The organism is Asanoa sp. WMMD1127, from assembly GCF_029626225.1.
In the GTDB taxonomy this organism is placed as follows: domain Bacteria; phylum Actinomycetota; class Actinomycetes; order Mycobacteriales; family Micromonosporaceae; genus Asanoa.
In genome coordinates, this window is record NZ_JARUBP010000001.1 from 804,214 (window position 1) to 821,835 (window position 17,622).

Below are 17,622 nucleotides of genomic sequence, written 5' to 3' on the forward strand. Positions count from 1 at the left end.
CGCGCAGGGTCAGCCCACCTTCCACGTCGTGGCGTCGGCGATCCGCTTGCCCGGGCCGAGCAGCTGCTCCAGCGTCTGGCGCAGCGTCGCCTCGTTGACCGTGCCGTCCGCCAGGACCACGCACTGCGCCTTCCAGAACGCGAAGTCCGCCTTGGCCTGGGCCCGCTGGAAGTCGCCGATGCCCGGCACCACGCCCTCGGTCGCGGCCTGCTTGAACAGCTGCGACGTCGGCTGCGAGTAGGTGCCCATCGACGCCGTGCCGTTGGCGCCGTAGGGCGCGATGAAGAAGCCCTCCGGGATCGCGAAGCCCGCGCCGGCCGCGGCCGACCAGCGCATCGGCCAGGGTTCCTTGGGGGTGGCCGGCGGCACCGGGATCATCACGCCGCCCGGTGAGACACAATCGCGCCAGTGGCCGCCGCTGATGAACTCCGGGACCGGCGCGCGGTCGACGACCGGCAGCGGCTTGGGGAACAGCGGCAGCAGGGCGATCGCGACCAGGCCCGGCACCAGCACCCGGCCCACCTGCCACTCGAGCTTGAGGGCGGCGTCGACGGCGACCACGAGGACCGTCGCGATCAGCGGGATCAGCGCCAGCGCGAACCGCATCGGCAGCGCGCCGTCGACCACCGGCAGGCCGAGCAGCAGCCGGTAGGGGCCGACCACGTCGGTGCGGGTGCCGGCGACGACCACCTCGGGGCCGAGGGACAGCGCCGCCATCACGACCGCGGCGATCGTGCACGCCAGCACCAGCGGGCGGCGGATCAGCCAGATCGCGCAACCGACCGCCACCAGGATCAGGGGCCAGCCGAGGAACGTGTTGTATTCGGCCGGGCCGGTGCTCAGCCGCGCGTTCTCGTCGCGGCCGAACAGCGACAGCGGCGAGATCGTCTTGAAGCTGGCCAGGTCGGCCGAGAAGAAGTGCGGGCTGAACACACCGTTGGGCACGCTCTGCGGTCCCTTGAACTGGAACCACAGGGGGTACGCCAGCGCCACCACCGAGAGCGCCACGGCGACGCCCAGACCCGCTGCGGCTCCGCCCAGCACCCGGCGGCTGAACCGCGGCCGGGCGCCGGCGTAGACCAGGGTCATGATCACCAGGGTCAGCGCGGTGAGGAACAGGACCTCCTCGCCGATGAACACCTGGACCGTGACGGTGACCGCCAGCACCAGCGAGAAGATCACGATCCGGCGCCAACCGCGGCGGCCCTCGCGGCCCGCGTTGACCGGGTCGCGCGGGTCCGCCGCCCGCAGGATGCCGACCACCGCCCACACCAGCACCGGCACCAGCCAGAGCGCGGTCATGTGCAGGTGGCTGTTGTTCTGCGAGATCATGCCGGGCGCGAACCCGCAGAACCCGCCGCCGATCGCCGCGGCCAACCGGTGTGCCCGCGCCACCCGGCGGAACAGCAGGTAGAACGCGACCGCGGTGAGGCCTAGCGACAGCGTGGCCAGCAGCGCGAACGTGACCGGCGCGCCGAACAGCAGGGTGACCGGCGAGAACAGCGTGCCGAGCGCGATGACCGTGGTGTTGGCCATCAGGTTGACGCCGTCAGGGGCGTTGAGCCGGTCGGTGAGCAGCGAGAAGTCGCCGTGCAGCACCCGCGAGTCGACGGCCAGGAACCACTCGTAGAGCGTCTGGTCCTCGGGGTTGAGGCCGAGCACCTTGCCCGTCGGCGAGGGCCACAGCCCGTGCATGACCCACACGGCGAGCAGCAGCAGACCGAGGCAGATGGCCAGGTCGGGCAGGTCGGGGCGGAACCGGGCCGGCGACCAGCGCGCCGACCGCCCGGGCGCCGGTGGCGGGTCGGCGGGGTCGGCCTGCTGCGCGGCGCGGGCAGTGCTGGTCACGCGCTAGACCCTAGTATGCGAAGTGGCGTGGCAGGTGCCGCCTCCACCGTAGCCGTGCGCGTCCGGTTACCGTGACAGGCAGTTACCGTGAGAGTGACGCTGCCCGGGTGGTGGAACGGCAGACACGGCTGCCTTAAAAGCGGCTGCCGAAAGGCGTGCGGGTTCGAGTCCCGCTCCGGGCACCAGCGTCCACATCGGCGCCGCGGGCGCATATGCGGCGACCGGAGGCGGCCGAACGTGATTCTCCACTTGGCGGCGCATTGCCAGTACCCTTTGGGGACCTAATTCTTCCTCAGGGAGGCGTGACTGTGAAGACGTCCAACCCGGTGCTGGCGGGGCTGGGCCGGGAGGCGGAGCGTTCCGCCACCGGACCTTACGGCCAGCCGGGGCACGCACAGCCGTACCCCGCGGGCACGGGGGCCTACCCGGCCGCACCGCCCGCGGTACGACCGATGTCGATCGACGACGTCGTCATCAAGACTGTCGCACTGCTCGCGATCGTCGGCGTCGCCGCCGCCGCCGCGTGGAACCTCATTCCGGATTCGCTGCTGTTCCCGGCCTGGATCGGCGCCGCGGTCGTCGGCCTCGTGCTCGGCCTGGTCATCTCGTTCATGCGCATGGCCAACCCCGCGCTGATCGTCACGTACGCCGTGGTCGAGGGCGTGTTCGTCGGTCTGGTCAGCAAGTTCTACGAGGAGATCGCCGGCTACCGGGGCATCGTCCTGCAGGCCGTGGTCGCCACGTTCGGCGTCTTCTTCCTGATGGCCATGCTCTACAAGGCCAAGGTCATCCGGGCCACGCCGCGGTTCGTCAAGTTCATGGTCGCGGCGCTGGCGGGCGTCTTCGCGGTCATCATGATCAACCTGCTGCTGTCGCTGTTCGGCTTCAACACCGGTTTGCGCGACAACGGCGCCCTGGGCATCGGGTTCAGCCTGGTCTGCATCGTGATCGCGTCGCTGAGCTTCATCCTCAGCTTCCACGAGGTCGAAGAGGGCGTCCGGATGGGCCTGCCCGAGCGCTACTCGTGGGTGGCGGCGTTCGGCATCCTGGTCAGCCTGATCTGGCTCTACCTCGAGGTGCTCCGCCTCCTGAGCTTCCTGCAAGGCGACGACTGACCGCACAGCTCCAAAAGCGCCCCCGCGTCGGCCGGACGCGGGGGCGCTCCCATTTTGGGCGGCTATGGTCGAAGCCGGGGGTACGCCATGCAGAGTTCGAACCCGGTCCTCAGCCACCTCGACGACACGGCCCGCACGGAGCGCCAGGTGCTCGGGCAGGCACCGGCCACCCGGGCGATGACCGTCGACGACGTGGTCGTCCGCACGGTCGCCCTGCTCCTGCTGACCACCGCCGTCGCCGCGGTCGCCTGGTTCACCATCCACGGCGGCGCGGCGCTGCGCTTCGGCATCATCGGCGGCTCGATCGGCGGCCTCGTGCTCGTCCTGGTGATCAGCTTCCGGCGGATCACCAACCCGTGGGTGATCAGCCTCTACGCGATCCTCCAGGGCGTGCTGCTCGGCGTGGCCAGCCGTGGCTTCGAGGAGCTCTATCCCGGCATCGTGATCCAGGCGGTGGTCGGCACCCTGGGGGTGTTCCTCGGCATGGCGGTGCTCTACCGGGCGCGGATCATCCGGGCCACACCCCGGTTCACCCGCTTCGTGATCGGCGCGCTGATCGGCGTCGTGGTGCTCGGCTTCGCCAACCTGATCGTGTTCTGGGTCAGCGGCCGGCAGGGCCTCGAGGTCTACACCCAGTCCGGCGAGGTCGGCTGGATCCCGTACGTCTTCGCGATCGTCTGCATCGGCGTCGGCGCGCTCACCTTCATCCTCGACTTCAACGCCGTCGAGCAGGGCGTCCGCTACGGCCTCCCGCAGCGCTACGCCTGGTACTGCGCGTTCGGCATGCTGGTCGGCCTGATCTACCTCTACTGGCAGATCCTCCGCCTGCTCAGCTACATCCGGCGCTAGATTCGGGGCCGTGACCGATCAGGATCTCGGACGGATCGTCGACCTGCTCACCCGGCAGGTCTCGCACTGGCAGGCGCCCCGCTGGTCGGCGCCGGCCGCGGCCGGGGAGGGCACCCGCGGCGACGCGGTCTACCACCTGGTCCAGCGCCTCGCCGACCTCGCCGCCGACGTGGAGGGCCGGGTCCGCCAGGCGGTCCCCCGGCTCGACAACGACGCGTCGCTGCCCGACCAGCTCCGGGTGGTCGCGGCCGACCTGGTCGCCGCCGACCCGGCCCCGGAACTGCTGGTCGCCGCGGCCGGCGACGTGGCCGCCGTGCGCGCCCTCCTCTAGTTCGCTCTTGACACTACCTCGCATAGCGAAATAGTGTCCTCCACCGTGGACACCACCCAGCTGCTCAAGGGGGTGCTCGACCTCGCCGTGCTGGCCGTTCTCAAGGACGAGGACGGTTACGGCTACGACATCCTGCGCCGGCTGCGTGCCGCCGGCCTCGACGAGGTCGGCGACGCCTCCGTCTACGGCACCCTGCGCCGGCTCTTCCAGGCCGGGCTCCTCACCACCTATGTCGTGCCGAGCGAGGAGGGGCCGCACCGCAAGTACTACGGCCTCAACGCCGCCGGCCGCGACCAGCTGCACCGCGCCGGCAAGACCTGGCGCACCTTCGCGTCCACCATGGACGCCCTGCTCGACGATCGGGGGGTAGCGGCGTGAACGTCGTTGCGGAGCAGGCGGCCTATCTCGACGCGGTGCGGCGGGCACTCACGGACCTCGACCCGCAGGCCCGCGACGAGCTGCTGGAAGACCTTCCCGAGCACCTCGCCGAGGTGGCCGCCGAGGGCGAGGGCACGCTGGCCGAGCGGCTCGGGCCACCGGAGGCGTACGCGGCCGAACTGCGGGCCGCGGCCGGGCTCGGGACGGCCCGGGCGGCGCGTGGCTTCGACGACCGCCTGGCCGCCGCGAGCCGCACCGCCCGGGGCGCCCTCGGCCGCGCCGACCGCAAGCTCGGCCCGGTCGTCGGCTACGGGCGGGCCAGCGAGTTCCTGCGGCTGCTGCGGCCCGCCTGGTGGGTGCTCCGGGGCTACCTGGTCGCGATGCTGATCACCGTCATGACCACGGGCGGCGGGTTCGGCCTGCTGCCCCGGCTCGGCGGCAGCACGCTCGCCGCCGTGCTGCTGCTCGCCGTCTGCGTGCTGGCGTCGATCTGGCTCGGCCGCCGCGAGCCCACACTGCGCCCCGTGCCCCGGGCCGGCATCGCGCTGGCCGGTGTGGGGCTGTTCATCTTCGGCGCGGTGGGCTTCGGCGAGGCCGACCGGGGCCCGGGGGACCGCGAACCGGTGGAGATCGTCTCGGGGAACCCGTACGAGTACATCCAGGACGTCTACGTCTACGACCAGGACGGCCGGCCGCTGACCAACGTCTTCCTCTTCGACCAGGACGGCAACCCGATCCAGCTCGGCGATCCGTACCGCTGCCAGGAGGCCTACCTCTACCAGACGGAACGCGGCATGACGGCGGCCTACCCGTACTGCCCGAACCGACCGCCCTACCAGATCGCACCCCGGCCGGGCATCGCCGAGACTCCGCAGGAGACGGTCGCGCCGGCTCCGGACCCGACGGCAGAACCCTCCGAGTCGGCACCGGCCACCGCCACGCCGGAGCCCAGCGCGACAAGCTGAACACCGTATCGAACATCATCGACGGCGACGGGGCGTGCACCGAGCGCGAAAAGCGAGGTGTTTGCCACGTCGCCGTCGTCTTTCGTTCGCCCGGTAGGCATGGCAAGGTTTTGGCACCGCTACCCGCGGACCGCAAGAGGCAGCCGACGACGTCTGACCCCGACAGGAGAAGGCCCATGGGTACGAAGATCAGCTACCCGAGCCACGGAACCACCGCCGAGGGCTACCTCGCCCTGCCGGCCGGGGCCGACGCCGGCACGCCCGGAGTGATCGTCCTGCACGAGTGGTGGGGGCTCGTCCCGCACATCACCGCGATCGCCGACCGGTTCGCCGAGGCCGGTTTCGTCGCCCTGGCGCCCGACCTCTATCGGGGCGAGTCGACCGGTGACCCCGAGACCGCGCGGCGGCTGGCGTCCAACCTGCCCCTCGACCGCACGGCCGCCGACATCACCGGCGCCGCCGAGTTCCTCGCCGACCGCCCCGAGGTCACCGGCGAGATCGGCGCGGTCGGCTTCAGCATCGGCGGCAGCTTCGCCCTCTGGGCGCCGGCCCTCTCCGACAAGGTCACCGCCGGCGTCGGCTTCTACCCGTCGCTGCCGTGGTCGCTGCTCAACCCCGACTGGTCCCGCTACGCCGGCAAGCACGCGGTCATCCACTGCGCCGAGGAAGACGGCGCGTCGACCGCCGATGGCGTGCGCACGGCCGCCGACGCGATCCAGGCGGCGGGCGGCTCCGTGAAGCTCTACGACTACCCGGGCAGCCGGCACTCGTTCTTCAACGACGACCGCCCCGAGAGCTACGACCGGGTCGACGCCGTGACGTCCTGGGCGCGCACGATCGAGACCGTGCGGAGGTTGGCACCCACGGTGGTGTAAGAACGAGCGGTGGAGGTGCGCTCCCCCGACGAGGTCGTCACACGCGCGGCCGGCTCGGCCGACCTGGCCGCGCTCGACGCCGCCGTGTGTGACTGCTTCGCCTGCCCGCGGCTGGTCGCCTGGCGCGAGGAGGTGGCCGCGACCAAGCGGGCCGCCTTCCGCGACTGGACCTACTGGGGCCGGCCGGTGCCGGGCTTCGGTCCCGCCGACGCCCGGATCGCGATCCTCGGACTCGCGCCGGCCGCCCACGGGGGCAACCGCACCGGCCGCATCTTCACCGGCGACCGCTCCGGCGACGTGCTGTTCGCGGCGCTGCACCGGGCTGGCCTCGCCAACCAGCCGACCAGCGTCTCCGTCGACGACGGGCTCACGCTGCACGACCTGCGCGTATTCGCGTCGGTGCGGTGCGCGCCGCCGGACAACAAGCCCACGCCGATCGAGCGCGACACCTGCGCGCCCTGGCTCTGGCGCGAGCTCGAGCTGGTAAAACCGACGGTGCGGGTCGTCGTCGCGCTCGGGGCGTTCGCCTGGGCCGCGTGGTGGCCCGCCATGAGCAGGGTCTACGGTCGGACGCCGCCCAGTCCGCGCCCGGCCTTCGGCCATGGGGCACACTGGACGAGCCCGGACGGTGGAGTTCCGCACCTGCTCGGGTGTTACCACGTCAGCCAGCAGAACACCTTCACCGGCCGGCTGACGCCCACCATGCTCGACGAGATCTTCGCTCGGGCCAAGGAGCTGGCCGGGGGGGCATAGGCATGGATCTCGCGTCCCTGCGCCGCTGGTGGCCGCTCGCGCTCGTCGTGGGCCTGCTCGGCCTCGCCGCACTGGCCGCCGGCCACTCGTCGCTGCAGATCGGTCAGGTCGAGGCGAGCACCGAGACGCAGCAGGCGCCCGGTGGGCAGGAAGACTTCAGCACCCCGATCGCGCCGACGTTCCCGCCCACGCCCGAAGAGGTCGCGGCGGCCGAGCCCAACGAGCTGCCCGGCTGGCTCGCGCCGGCCGCCGCCGTGCTGTGCGCGGCGGTCGTACTCGCCGTAATCGTGGTGGTGGTCTGGATCCTGGTCCGCGACGGGCTGCGCCGGTTGCGCCGCCGCCCGGTCAAATACCACGAGGACCAGCTGCCGGCCGCGCCCAACGCCGACCAGGTCGTCGCCGCCGTCGACGCCGGCCTGACCGACCTCTCCGACACCGACGGCGACCCGCGCCGCGCCGTGATCGCCTGCTGGCTGCGGCTCGAGCAGGCGGCCGCCGCGGCCGGCACGCCCCGGCAGGTCGGCGACAGCCCCACCGACCTGGTCGCCCGCCTGCTGCACGCCCACCAGATCAGCGCCGACGTGCTGGCCGCGCTGGCCGACGTCTACCGCGAGGCGCGCTACGCCACCCACGCCGTCGACGACCGGATGCGCACCCAGGCCCGCTCGGCCCTGCAGCGCATCCGCACCGAGCTGACCAGCGAAGTGGCGGCATGAGCACGAGTGCCGACTACGACGACGATCTCGACGAGCGGGTCGACGACCAGACGCTGATCGACGACCTCTTCACGTTCGAGGAGGACGACGAGCCGGGCCCGCTCACCGAACGCTCCGGCACCGACCTGCGCTGGTGGATCAAGGCGATCGTGGTCGGCGCCGCGCTGGCCGCGGTGGCGGTGTTCGGCCTGCGGCTGTTCGGCTACACCGTGCCGATCGCGGCGGTGGTCGGGGTGATGGTCGCGCTGATCGCGCTGCGCCGGGTGACCAGTGCGCTGGCCCCCGTCCAGCTCACCCGCAACCGCCGGCGTGCGCCGTCGACCACCGAGGACGGCACCTACAACTTCTCCGATCGCGACGCGTTGCGTACGGTGGTCGGCCGTTGGGAAAGACTGCTCCAGCGGGCCGGCAACGACGCCGGGTCGGCCCGCGCGGTGCACCGCACCATCGTCGAGGTCGCCGACGAGCGGCTGCGCCAGCGACACGGCGTGACCCGCGCCGGCGAACCCGAGCGGGCCCGCGCCCTGCTCGGTGACCAGCTGTGGAGCTACCTCGGCACCCCGCCCACCCGCAACCTGGCGCCGCGCGACGCGGCGGCGTACGTCCAGCAATTGGAGAGGTTATGAAAGACCTGGTGCCGGTGCCCGTCTACGAGGTCGGCCGGTTGGCCCGGGCGGTGCTCGACTCGGTCGGCAACGTGGTGGTCGGCAAGCGCGACGCGCTCGAGCTGGTGCTGGCCGGCATCCTGGCCGGCGGCCACGTGCTGCTCGAAGACCTGCCGGGCCTCGGCAAGACGCTGACCGCCCGGTCCTTCGCGCAGGCCCTCGGCCTCGACTTCCGGCGCCTGCAGTTCACCCCCGACCTGCTGCCCGCCGACGTGACCGGCTCGTTCCTCTACGACCAGCGGCGCGCCGACTTCAGCTTCCGGGCCGGCCCCGTGTTCACCAACCTGCTGCTGGCCGACGAGATCAACCGGACGCCGCCGAAGACGCAGGCCGCGCTGCTCGAGGCCATGCAGGAGAAGCAGGTCTCGGTCGAGGGCGTCACCTACCGGCTGGACCCGCCGTTCCACGTGCTCGCGACCGCCAACCCGATCGAGTACGAGGGCACCTACCCGCTGCCCGAGGCCCAGCTCGACCGGTTCCTGCTGCGGGTCTCGTTCGGCTACCCGACCCGCGACGAGGAGTGGGACGTGCTGCAGCGGCGGATGTCCCGCCGCCAGGAAGAGGCCGAGCTGACGCCGGTCGTCGACGCCGGCACGCTGCGCGGCATGCAGGCCGCGATCGAGGACGTGGCGGTCGAGGACTCGATCGGGCGCTACATCGTCGACCTGACCGCGGCCACCCGCGAGCACTCGTCGGTGCTGGTCGGCGCGTCCCCGCGTGGCTCGCTGGCGCTGCTGCTGCTGGCCCGGGCGAAGGCGGTGCTGGCCGGCCGCGACTTCGTGGTGCCCGAGGACGTCAAGGAGGTCGCGCTGCCCGCGCTGGCCCACCGCATCACGTTGCGCCCGGAGATGTGGCTGCGCCGGGTCGACCCGTCGTTCGTCGTCGCCGAGGTGCTCGACCAGACGCCCGCGCCGGCCAGTGGCGCGCTGCCGAGCTACAACGCGATGACCGACACCAACCCCGGCGTACGCCTGGCCGAAGTTCCGCCGTCCCGGCACGCGTAATGAGCGAGCTGGAGACGCCGGCGGTCCTCGAGGAGGAGCTGGCCGAGCCGCAGTGGGTGCCGACCCGCGCGCTCGGCCGGGCGGTGCTGCTCACCGGCCTCCTGCTGATCGCCGGCGTGCTGCTGGGCCGGGTGGACCTCGTCGTGCTCGCGACACCGTTCGCGATCGGCACCGCGTACGCCCTCCGCCGCCGGCCGGCCGCGGTGCCCAAGGTCCGGCTCGGGACCGACGACAACCACCACGTCGAGGGGGCCGCGCTGACGGCCGGCGTCCAGGTGGTCAACCGCGACACCGTGGGCTATGACCTGGTCGTCGTGCGTACGCTCGTCTCGCCCTGGCTGGCCGTCGAGAAGGCCGACCGGCCACACGTGATCACCGTGGCCCGCGGCGGCGCCAAGGAGATCGAGCTCGACGGCGAGGCCGTGCGCTGGGGCCGGCACCCGCTCGGCCCGGCGTCCGCCCGGGTCACCGCGTGCGACGGGCTGATCGCCGGCCGCCCGGTGGTCAGCGGTGCCCGTAACGTGCGGGTCTATCCGATGACCGAGCCGTTCGACGCCGACGAGGCGATGCCCCGGGCGGCCGGCCTGGTCGGTGGCCACCGCTCCCGCCGGCCGGGCGAGGGTGGCGAGCTGGCCGGCGTGCGCATCTTCGGCCCCGGTGACCGGCTGCGCCGCATCGACTGGCGGGTCTCGCTGCGCACCGAGCGGCTGCACGTCGCCGCGACGCTCTCCGACCGCGACGCCGAGGTCGTGCTCCTGCTCGACGTGCTCAACGAGGCCGGCCGGTCCGGCGGGGTCAAGGGCACCGCGTCGGTGATCGACACGACCGTCCGCTCGGCCGCCGCGATCGCCGAGCACTACCTGCACCGCGGCGACCGGGTGTCGCTGCTCGAATATGGCCCGATCGCCCGCCGGCTCCGACCCGCGACGGGCCGCCGGCAATACCTGACCGTCCTCGAGTGGCTGCTCGACGTGAAGGTCTACCCGGCCGAGTTCCAGCCCTACGACACCGTGTTCGGCTCGCAGGTGCTCTCCCACAACGCGCTGGTCGTGGTGCTGACCCCGCTGATCGACAACCGCTCGGCCGAGATGCTCGCGCGGCTGGCCCGGTCCGGCCGCTACGTGGTCGCGGTCGACACCATGCCCGAACGCGCGGCCCCGCCGGCCCGCGGGCCGTGGACGGAGATCGCGCACCGGGTCTGGCGGCTCGAACGCGACAACATGATCGGCCAGCTCCGCGAGCACGGCGTGCCCGTGGTGGCCTGGGCCGGCGCAGGGAGCCTCGACATGGTGCTGCGCGACGTCGCCCGGCTGGCCTCGGCGCCCAAGGCGGTGGGTCGATGATCGGCGCGCTGACCGACCGCCTCCGGCGGCTGCAGACCACCGTCACGCGGGCCACGCTGGTCCCGCTGCTCGTCCGCGTCGGCATCTTCGCCGCCTTCGTGGCCGCGATGGGCTTCGCGTTCCCACCCGCGCTGTTCTTCGGCCGTACCGTCGCCGCCCTGATCGTGGTGGCCGCGCTGCCGGCGCTGGCCCCGCGCGGCGCCACCACCACGCTGCTCATCGTGGCGATCGTGGTGGGTTGGGTGATCGTGACCGCCGAGTCCGTCGAGGGCATCCAGCTCTGGCGACTGCTGGGCCTGTCGGCCACGCTCTACCTGGCGCACACCCTGGCCGCGCTCGCCGCGGTGCTGCCGAGCGACGCCGTGGTGGCGACCGAGGTGCTGGTGCGCTGGGTGGCCCGGGCCGCCGCGGTGGTGCTGGCGGCGTCGGTCGCCGGAGTGCTGCTGGTCTCGGTGGCCGGGATCGGCGACGACGAGGCGCTCACCCTGGCCGCGCTGGGCGGGTTGGTCGTGGCCGTCACGGTGACGGCGGTGCTGGGGTGGCTGGTGCGGCGCCGGGCATGAAGAGTCATGGAGGTCACATGGTTGTCCTCCATCACAAATCGCCCTTCTGACCGAGCAATTCCGCGCCGAGAAGAGGATCGTTGATGTCGTGAGACCTCAACGGATTCTCGTGGTCGGTGCCGGGCACGTCGGGCTTTACGCCGCTCTTCGCATGTCGAAGAAGCTGCGTGCCCGCGAAGCCGAGGTGACCGTCGTCGATCCGCAGCCGCACATGACCTACCAGCCGTTCCTGCCGGAAGCCTCGGCGGGCAACATCTCCCCGCGGCACTCCGTCGTGCCGCTGCGCCGGGAGCTGCGTAACTGTCACATTGTCGCGGGGACGGTCACCGACGTCTCCCACGAGCGCAAGGTCGCCACGGTGCAGCCCATCGTCGGGCCGCCCCGGGAGATCGAATACGACCACATCATCGTGGCGCCCGGTTCGGTCTCCCGCACCCTGCCGATCCCGGGCCTGCGCGAGCACGGCATCGGCTTCAAGACCATCGGCGAGGCCATCTACCTGCGCAACCACGTGCTCGACCAGCTCGACGTGGCAGCCGCGACCGCCGACCCGGAGGTACGCAAGCGGGCGCTGACCTTCGTGTTCGTCGGTGGCGGCTACGCGGGCATCGAGGCGCTGGCCGAGATGGAGGACATGGCCCACGACGCGGTCAAGCGCTACTACCCCGAGCTGTCCGTCGACGAGATGCACTGGGTGCTGGTCGAGGCCACCAACCGGATCCTGCCGGAGGTCGACCGCGACATGGGCGCCTACACGGTGCAGGTGCTGCTCAAGCGCAAGCTCGACATCCGGCTCGGCACCCGTCTCGAGTCGTGCGTCGACGGCGTCGTCAAGCTCTCCGACGGCGACAGCTTCCCGGCCGACACGATCGTCTGGACGGCGGGCGTCAAGCCGTCGCCGATGCTCGACTTCGTCGACCTGCCCAAGGACCAGCGCGGCCGGCTCACCACCAACGCGGCGCTGCAGATCGTCGACGGCGACAAGGTGGTCGAGGGCGCGTGGAGCGCCGGCGACTGCGCCGCCGTCCCCGACCTGACCGGCCCGCCCGGTGCGATGTGCTCGCCGAGCGCGCAGCACGCCGTGCGCCAGGCCAGCCGGCTCGCCGACAACATCCGCGCGGTCATCCGCGAGCGCGAGCCGGTCGACTACAAGCACAAGCACGTCGGCAGCGTGGCCAGCCTCGGCCTGCACAAGGGCGTGGCCCAGGTCTACGGCGTCAAGTTGACCGGCCCGCTCGCGTGGCTGATGCACCGGGCCTACCACCTCAGCCGAATCCCGTCCTTCAACCGCAAGGTCCGGGTCCTGATCGACTGGGTGCTGGCGTTCTTCCTGCGCCGCGAGGTCGTCTCCCTGGGTCAGCTGCACGACCCGAAGGAAGAGTTCACCGACGTGACGCCGCACATCGACCCGCCGGCGGCGCCGCCGGCCGCCGCTCCGGTCGCAGCGGAACGACAACCGGTAGCCGCTCGCAGATGACATCGGGGCGCCCCCCATTTCGGGGGCGCCCCTTTTCGTGCTCAGGCCGGGGCGAGGAGGCAGAACTCGTTGCCCTCCGGGTCGGACAGCACCGTCCACGTGACACTCTCGTCGAGCTCGATGATGCTCGCGCCGAGGCTGCGCAGCCGGGCCACCTCGACGTCGACGTCGTCGCCGCGGTACGGGCGGATGTCGAGATGCACGCGGTTCCACCCGGTCTTCACGTCGGGCGTGCGCAGGAACTGCAGATAGGGTCCGACGCCTTTGGCGGAGCGCAGCACCGCGTTGTGGTCGGTCACCCGCAGCAGCGTCCAGTCCATCGCCTCGCCCCAGAACCGGGCCATCTCCCGTGGATCCGCGCAGTCGACCACCACCGAGGCGATCGGCCCCGTGTCCTGGATGAGGGGCCCGGGCTTCAGCACGCAGAACTCGTTGCCCTCGGGGTCGGTCATGACCGTCCACTCGGCGTCGCCCTGGCCGATGTCGGCGCGCGCAGCGCCGAGCTCCGTCAGGCGCGCGATCAGCTCCGCCTCGTGCTGGGTCGAGGTGGTGGCGAGGTCGACGTGCACACGGTTCTTCGCCGTCTTGGGTTCCTGCGAGGCCACGAGGTCGATGCAGACCGCGACGGGGTCCGGATAGGCGAAGTCAGGGGGTTCGAGGTTGGTGATGCCGGGTCCCTCGCTGGAGACCTCCCAGCCGAGCACCTGCGCCCAGAAACCACCGAGCGCCGAGTCGTCCCTGGCCTTCATCGTGATCTGCACGAGCCGCGTCGCCATGCCTAGCCTCCGATGCTGTAGGCGATGCCGTCGAGGATGTCGTGCTCCGAGGCGATCACCGACGTCATCCCCGCGCGTTCCATGATGATGCGCAGCACCAGGGCGCCGGCGCCGATGACGTCCGCCCGCCCCGGGTGCATGATCGGGTTTTCCAGGCGCTCCGCCGGGGTCTTGGACAGCAGGTCCGCGGTCACCTTGGCCACGTCGTCGTAGGAGACGCGGGCGTGGTGGATCCGGCCCGGGTCGTAGCCCGGCAGGTCCAGCGCGATCCCGACCACCGTGGTCACGGAGCCGGCCAGGCCGACCAGCGTCGCCGCCGCGCGGCCCGGGACCGCCTCCAGCGCCCGGTCGACCGCCGCAGCGATGTCGGTCTCCGCGGCCGTCACCTCCGCCGCCGTGGGTGGGTTGCTGTGCAGGTGGCGCTCGGTCATGCGGACGCAGCCGATGTCGACGGAGATCGCCGCGTCGGGTCCGGCGTCCGACGAGCCGGTGACGAACTCCGTGGATCCGCCGCCGATGTCGACGATCAGGTACGGCGCCGGCGCGACCAGGCCCCGCACCGCGCCGGTGTAGGACAGCCGGGCCTCCTCGTCGCCGGTCACCACCTCGGGGGCCACGCCGAGCGTGGTCAGCACCATGTCGGTGAAGTCGGCCGCGTTGGCCGCGTCGCGGGACGCCGAGGTCGCGCACATCCGCACCCGGGACGCACCCAGCGCCCGGATCTGGGCCGTGTAGTCCGCCAGCGCCACCCGGGTCCGCTCGATGGCCTCGGGGGCCAGCCGGCCGGTCTGGTCGACGCCCTGGCCGAGCCGGACGATCTCCATCCGGCGGGTCACGTCGGTCAGCCGACCGTCGGCGCCCACGTCGGCGACGAGGAGGCGGATGGAGTTGGTCCCACAGTCGATCGCAGCTACCCGGGTCACAAGGTCGACACTACGAGAGGTGCAGCAACATCCGCGTGTTGCCCAGGGTGTTGGGTTTCACTCGTTCCAGGTCGAGGAACTCCGCGACACCTTCGTCGTACGACCGCAGCAACTGCTCGTAGACCGTCGCCGGCACCGGCGCGCCGTCGATCTCACGGAAGCCGAACCGGCCGAAGAACTCCGTCTCGAAGGTCAGCACGAACACCCGGCGCACACCGACGTCGCGCGCGGCGGCGATCAGCGCGGTGACCAGCTCGTAGCCGATCTTGCGGCCCTGGTGGTCCGGGTCGACGGCGACCGTGCGGATCTCCGCCAGGTCCTCCCACATCACGTGCAGCGCGCCACAGCCCACCACGGTGGACCCGTCGACCGCGACCCAGAACTCGAGCACGTCCTCGTAGAGCGTGACCGTGGCCTTGCTCAGCAGCCGGCCGCCGGTGCTGAACGTGTCGATCAGCCGGCGGATGGCCCGCACGTCACCCGTGCGGGCCCGGCGGACCGCGATGTCGCCCATCAGTCGGCGACCTCGACACACGGCCCACCGTCCCACCAGGAGCCGATCGCCTCGATCGCCTCGTCGCCGAACGGGTTGACCCCTGGACCGACGGCCAGCGCGTGGGCGACCAGGACGTGCAGGCACTTGACCCGGCCCGGCATGCCGCCGGCCGAGATGCCGTCGATCTCCTCGACGTGCGCGACCGCCTCCCGCCGGGCCAGGTAGTCCTCGTGCGCGGCCCGGTAGTGCGCGGCCAACTCCGGGTCGTCGGCGAGCCGGGCGGCCATCTCCTTCATCAGCCCGGCCGACTCGAGCCGGCTGCACGCCGCCGTGGCCCGCGGGCAGGTCAGGTAGAACAGCGTCGGGAACGGCGTGCCGTCGGCCAGCCGCGGCGTGGTCTCGACGACGTCCGGCAGCTTGCACGGGCAGCGGTGCGCGACCGCGCGGATCGCCCGCGGTGGCCGGCCGAGCTGTGCGGCGACGGCGGCCCGGTCCCGGGCGGACGCCGCCTCACCGACGGGCGTCACGGCGTGCTTTCCGCGTTGGCGGCCTCGACGCTCGACCAGAGCGTGTCGTACCACGGATCGGGCTCGGGCGGCGTCGCGCCCGGCGGCGGCAGGCCCGCGTCACGGGCGGCGCCGTCGGGGTCGGAGAGCAGGATCAACAGCTCTTCGCCGGGGAGGACCATGAAGAAGCGGCTCCTCGCCTGGGTCTTGATGTAGTTGGGGTCTTTCCAGAGCGCGGCCTCGTCCTGCAGGCGCTTGATCTCGGCGCGCTGCGCGGACTGGGCCGACTGCATCTCGGCGATGTCGGACTGCTGGTTGAGATAGACCCGGATCGGATAGGTGTACGCGAGAGCCAGCGCGATCAGCACCGCGACGAGCACCGTGGCCCGGCCGGTGAGCCGGCGTGGCTGTGGCGCGGCGGTGCGCCGGGCGGCGGCGCCGGTGGCTCCGGCGCCGGTGCGGCGCGCGGCGGCCGGCCGGTTGGCCGTGCGTGGCGTGGCCGCCGACCGCGCGGCGACGACCGTCTCCCGTGTGCTGGCCCGGGCGGTTGCCCGACCCCGGCCGGCGCTGCTGCTCGGGCGGCGGGAGGGCCCCTGCCCGCTCGGCATGCGGCGCTGCGTCACAACCCGACACCCCCTCCCCCGAGGTCCCGACGCGCCGAGGCCTCCGTGGAGGCCCCGGCACAGGCGGGGTCAGCTAGCCGAACGGTACCTCGGGAACGCGCCCGCGCCGGCGTAGCGCGCCGCGTCCGCGAGTTCCTCTTCGATCCGGAGCAGCTGGTTGTATTTGGCGACCCGGTCGGACCGCGCCGGCGCGCCGGTCTTGATCTGGCCGGAGCCGACCGCGACGGCCAGGTCGGCGATCGTGGTGTCCTCGGTCTCGCCGGAGCGGTGACTCATCATCGTCGCGAAGCCGGCCCGGTGGGCCAGGTCGACCGCGTCGAACGTCTCGGTGAGCGAGCCGATCTGGTTGACCTTGACGAGGACCGCGTTGGCGGCGCGCTCGGCGATGCCGCGGGCGATCCGCTGCGGGTTGGTGACGAACAGGTCGTCGCCGACGATCTGCACCCGGTCGCCGACCCGCGCGGTGAACGCGGACCAGCCGGCCCAGTCGTCCTCGGCCAGCGGGTCCTCGATCGACACGATCGGGTAGTCGGCGACGAGCTTCTCGTAGTAGGCGCTCATCTCGTCGGCGCTGCGCTTCTCGCCCTCGAACGTGTAGACGCCGTCGGCGAAGAACTCGGTCGCGGCCACGTCGAGGGCCAGCACGATGTCGCTGCCCAGCCGGTAGCCGGCCTTCTCGACGGCCTCGGCGATCAGGTCGAGCGCGGCGGCGTTGGTCGGCAGGTTCGGCGCGAAGCCACCCTCGTCACCGAGGCCGGTGGACAGGCCCTTGGCCTTGAGCACCGACTTGAGCGCGTGGTAGACCTCGGCGCCCGAGCGGACCGCCTCGCGGAACGTCGGGGCGCCGATCGGGGCGATCATGAACTCCTGAACGTCCACGTTGGAGTCCGCGTGGGCGCCGCCGTTGAGGATGTTCATCATCGGCACCGGCAGCAGGTGTGCGTTGGGGCCGCCCAGGTAGCGGAACAGGCTCAGCTCCGCCGACTTGGCGGCGGCCTTGGCGATGGCCAGCGAGACGCCGAGGATGGCGTTCGCGCCGAGCTGCGACTTGTCGGGCGTGCCGTCGATGTCGAGCATCTTCTGGTCGATCAGCCGCTGCTCGCTGGCCTCGAAACCGATCAGCTGGTCGACGATTCGTTCCTCGATGTTGGCGACGGCCTTCTCGACGCCCTTGCCGTTGTAGCGCTGCGTGTCGCCGTCGCGCAGCTCCAGCGCCTCGAACGCGCCGGTCGACGCGCCCGACGGCACGGCGGCCCGCGCGATCGTGCCGTCGTCGAGCCCGACCTCGACCTCGACGGTGGGGTTGCCGCGCGAGTCCAGGATCTCCCGGGCGACGATTCCCTCAATGGTGGCCACTGTTCCGACTCCCTGCCGTGTGTTGATGTCGTGGGCTCACGGCCGCGACGCTGCGTCCCG

20 protein-coding genes and 1 tRNA gene are annotated in these 17,622 nt (G+C 72.1%); 14 read left to right on the plus strand and 7 right to left on the minus strand.

Annotation, left to right across the window (positions count from 1 at the left end):
* Positions 1 to 9: 9 nt before the first annotated feature.
* On the minus strand, positions 10 to 1,848 hold the full coding sequence (locus O7635_RS03940; RefSeq protein WP_278079039.1) for a hypothetical protein: 1,839 nt from the start codon (positions 1,846 to 1,848) through the stop codon (positions 10 to 12).
* Positions 1,849 to 1,949: 101 nt separating this feature from the next.
* Between O7635_RS03940 and O7635_RS03945 the strand changes: the two genes are divergently transcribed.
* From O7635_RS03945 to O7635_RS04010, 14 genes are all read left to right on the plus strand, one after another.
* Positions 1,950 to 2,033 (plus strand) — tRNA-Leu (locus O7635_RS03945).
* 123 nt (positions 2,034 to 2,156) lie between these two features.
* The gene (locus O7635_RS03950; RefSeq protein ID WP_278085363.1) at positions 2,157 to 2,963 is read left to right on the plus strand and encodes a Bax inhibitor-1/YccA family protein; all 807 of its coding nucleotides are present in this window, start codon (positions 2,157 to 2,159) and stop codon (positions 2,961 to 2,963) included.
* Positions 2,964 to 3,050: 87 nt separating this feature from the next.
* The gene (locus tag O7635_RS03955) at positions 3,051 to 3,812 is read left to right on the plus strand and encodes a Bax inhibitor-1/YccA family protein (RefSeq protein WP_278079040.1); all 762 of its coding nucleotides are present in this window, start codon (positions 3,051 to 3,053) and stop codon (positions 3,810 to 3,812) included.
* A gap of 10 nt (positions 3,813 to 3,822) precedes the next feature.
* Complete coding sequence (locus O7635_RS03960; protein ID WP_278079041.1) at positions 3,823 to 4,143, plus strand: hypothetical protein; 321 nt, start codon at positions 3,823 to 3,825, stop codon at positions 4,141 to 4,143.
* Between the two features lie 45 nt (positions 4,144 to 4,188).
* Positions 4,189 to 4,521, plus strand: a complete 333-nt coding sequence (locus O7635_RS03965) for a PadR family transcriptional regulator (protein WP_278079042.1) — start codon at positions 4,189 to 4,191, stop codon at positions 4,519 to 4,521.
* Complete coding sequence (locus O7635_RS03970) at positions 4,518 to 5,486, plus strand: hypothetical protein (RefSeq protein WP_278079043.1); 969 nt, start codon at positions 4,518 to 4,520, stop codon at positions 5,484 to 5,486. The genes O7635_RS03965 and O7635_RS03970 overlap by 4 nt, the downstream gene beginning before the upstream one ends.
* Positions 5,487 to 5,662: 176 nt before the next feature.
* Positions 5,663 to 6,361, plus strand: coding sequence for a dienelactone hydrolase family protein (locus tag O7635_RS03975; protein ID WP_278079044.1), 699 nt, complete (start codon positions 5,663 to 5,665; stop codon positions 6,359 to 6,361).
* A 9-nt stretch (positions 6,362 to 6,370) separates the two neighbouring features.
* A complete protein-coding gene (locus O7635_RS03980; RefSeq protein WP_278079045.1) occupies positions 6,371 to 7,114 on the plus strand; it encodes a uracil-DNA glycosylase in 744 nt (247 codons plus the stop codon).
* A gap of 2 nt (positions 7,115 to 7,116) precedes the next feature.
* Positions 7,117 to 7,830, plus strand: a complete 714-nt coding sequence (locus O7635_RS03985) for a DUF4129 domain-containing protein (RefSeq protein ID WP_278079046.1) — start codon at positions 7,117 to 7,119, stop codon at positions 7,828 to 7,830.
* A complete protein-coding gene (locus tag O7635_RS03990; protein ID WP_278079047.1) occupies positions 7,827 to 8,456 on the plus strand; it encodes a hypothetical protein in 630 nt (209 codons plus the stop codon). Before O7635_RS03985 ends, O7635_RS03990 begins: the two co-directional genes overlap by 4 nt.
* Positions 8,453 to 9,499, plus strand: a complete 1,047-nt coding sequence (locus tag O7635_RS03995; protein ID WP_278079048.1) for a MoxR family ATPase — start codon at positions 8,453 to 8,455, stop codon at positions 9,497 to 9,499. Before O7635_RS03990 ends, O7635_RS03995 begins: the two co-directional genes overlap by 4 nt.
* The gene (locus tag O7635_RS04000) at positions 9,499 to 10,842 is read left to right on the plus strand and encodes a DUF58 domain-containing protein (protein ID WP_278079049.1); all 1,344 of its coding nucleotides are present in this window, start codon (positions 9,499 to 9,501) and stop codon (positions 10,840 to 10,842) included. The genes O7635_RS03995 and O7635_RS04000 overlap by 1 nt, the downstream gene beginning before the upstream one ends.
* A complete protein-coding gene (locus tag O7635_RS04005; RefSeq protein WP_278079050.1) occupies positions 10,839 to 11,405 on the plus strand; it encodes a hypothetical protein in 567 nt (188 codons plus the stop codon). The genes O7635_RS04000 and O7635_RS04005 overlap by 4 nt, the downstream gene beginning before the upstream one ends.
* An 88-nt stretch (positions 11,406 to 11,493) precedes the next feature.
* Entirely contained in the window at positions 11,494 to 12,882 is a 1,389-nt protein-coding gene (locus tag O7635_RS04010) for an NAD(P)/FAD-dependent oxidoreductase (protein ID WP_278079051.1), read from the plus strand.
* A 41-nt stretch (positions 12,883 to 12,923) separates the two neighbouring features.
* Here the strand turns inward: O7635_RS04010 and O7635_RS04015 are convergent, their stop codons facing one another.
* The 6 genes from O7635_RS04015 to eno all read right to left on the minus strand — a co-directional run bounded on the left by O7635_RS04015 (position 12,924) and on the right by eno (position 17,562).
* Positions 12,924 to 13,658 carry a VOC family protein gene (locus O7635_RS04015; protein ID WP_278079052.1) on the minus strand — a complete coding sequence of 245 codons (735 nt, stop codon included), beginning with the start codon at positions 13,656 to 13,658 and terminating at the stop codon, positions 12,924 to 12,926.
* A gap of 2 nt (positions 13,659 to 13,660) precedes the next feature.
* A complete protein-coding gene (locus O7635_RS04020) occupies positions 13,661 to 14,581 on the minus strand; it encodes a Ppx/GppA phosphatase family protein (protein ID WP_278079053.1) in 921 nt (306 codons plus the stop codon).
* 10 nt (positions 14,582 to 14,591) lie between these two features.
* Positions 14,592 to 15,095 carry an amino-acid N-acetyltransferase gene (locus O7635_RS04025; RefSeq protein WP_278079054.1) on the minus strand — a complete coding sequence of 168 codons (504 nt, stop codon included), beginning with the start codon at positions 15,093 to 15,095 and terminating at the stop codon, positions 14,592 to 14,594.
* Positions 15,095 to 15,604 carry a DUF501 domain-containing protein gene (locus tag O7635_RS04030; protein WP_278079055.1) on the minus strand — a complete coding sequence of 170 codons (510 nt, stop codon included), beginning with the start codon at positions 15,602 to 15,604 and terminating at the stop codon, positions 15,095 to 15,097. The genes O7635_RS04025 and O7635_RS04030 overlap by 1 nt, the downstream gene beginning before the upstream one ends.
* The gene (locus tag O7635_RS04035; protein WP_278079056.1) at positions 15,601 to 16,206 is read right to left on the minus strand and encodes a septum formation initiator family protein; all 606 of its coding nucleotides are present in this window, start codon (positions 16,204 to 16,206) and stop codon (positions 15,601 to 15,603) included. Before O7635_RS04035 ends, O7635_RS04030 begins: the two co-directional genes overlap by 4 nt.
* A 69-nt stretch (positions 16,207 to 16,275) precedes the next feature.
* A complete protein-coding gene (eno, locus tag O7635_RS04040; RefSeq protein WP_278079057.1) occupies positions 16,276 to 17,562 on the minus strand; it encodes a phosphopyruvate hydratase in 1,287 nt (428 codons plus the stop codon).
* Positions 17,563 to 17,622: the final 60 nt, after the last annotated feature.

What these genes read in the sequence shown, in the direction of transcription:
- O7635_RS03955 (WP_278079040.1), top strand. Translation starts at nt 3,051, where the DNA reads ATGCAGAGTTCGAACCCGGTCCTCAGCCACCTCGACGACACGGCCCGC.
- O7635_RS03975 (WP_278079044.1), top strand. Translation starts at nt 5,663, where the DNA reads ATGGGTACGAAGATCAGCTACCCGAGCCACGGAACCACCGCCGAGGGC.
- O7635_RS03985 (WP_278079046.1), top strand. Translation starts at nt 7,117, where the DNA reads ATGGATCTCGCGTCCCTGCGCCGCTGGTGGCCGCTCGCGCTCGTCGTG.
- O7635_RS03990 (WP_278079047.1), top strand. Translation starts at nt 7,827, where the DNA reads ATGAGCACGAGTGCCGACTACGACGACGATCTCGACGAGCGGGTCGAC.
- O7635_RS03995 (WP_278079048.1), top strand. Translation starts at nt 8,453, where the DNA reads ATGAAAGACCTGGTGCCGGTGCCCGTCTACGAGGTCGGCCGGTTGGCC.
- O7635_RS04000 (WP_278079049.1), top strand. Translation starts at nt 9,499, where the DNA reads ATGAGCGAGCTGGAGACGCCGGCGGTCCTCGAGGAGGAGCTGGCCGAG.
- O7635_RS04005 (WP_278079050.1), top strand. Translation starts at nt 10,839, where the DNA reads ATGATCGGCGCGCTGACCGACCGCCTCCGGCGGCTGCAGACCACCGTC.
- O7635_RS04015 (WP_278079052.1), bottom strand. Translation starts at nt 13,658, where the DNA reads ATGGCGACGCGGCTCGTGCAGATCACGATGAAGGCCAGGGACGACTCG.
- O7635_RS04025 (WP_278079054.1), bottom strand. Translation starts at nt 15,095, where the DNA reads ATGGGCGACATCGCGGTCCGCCGGGCCCGCACGGGTGACGTGCGGGCC.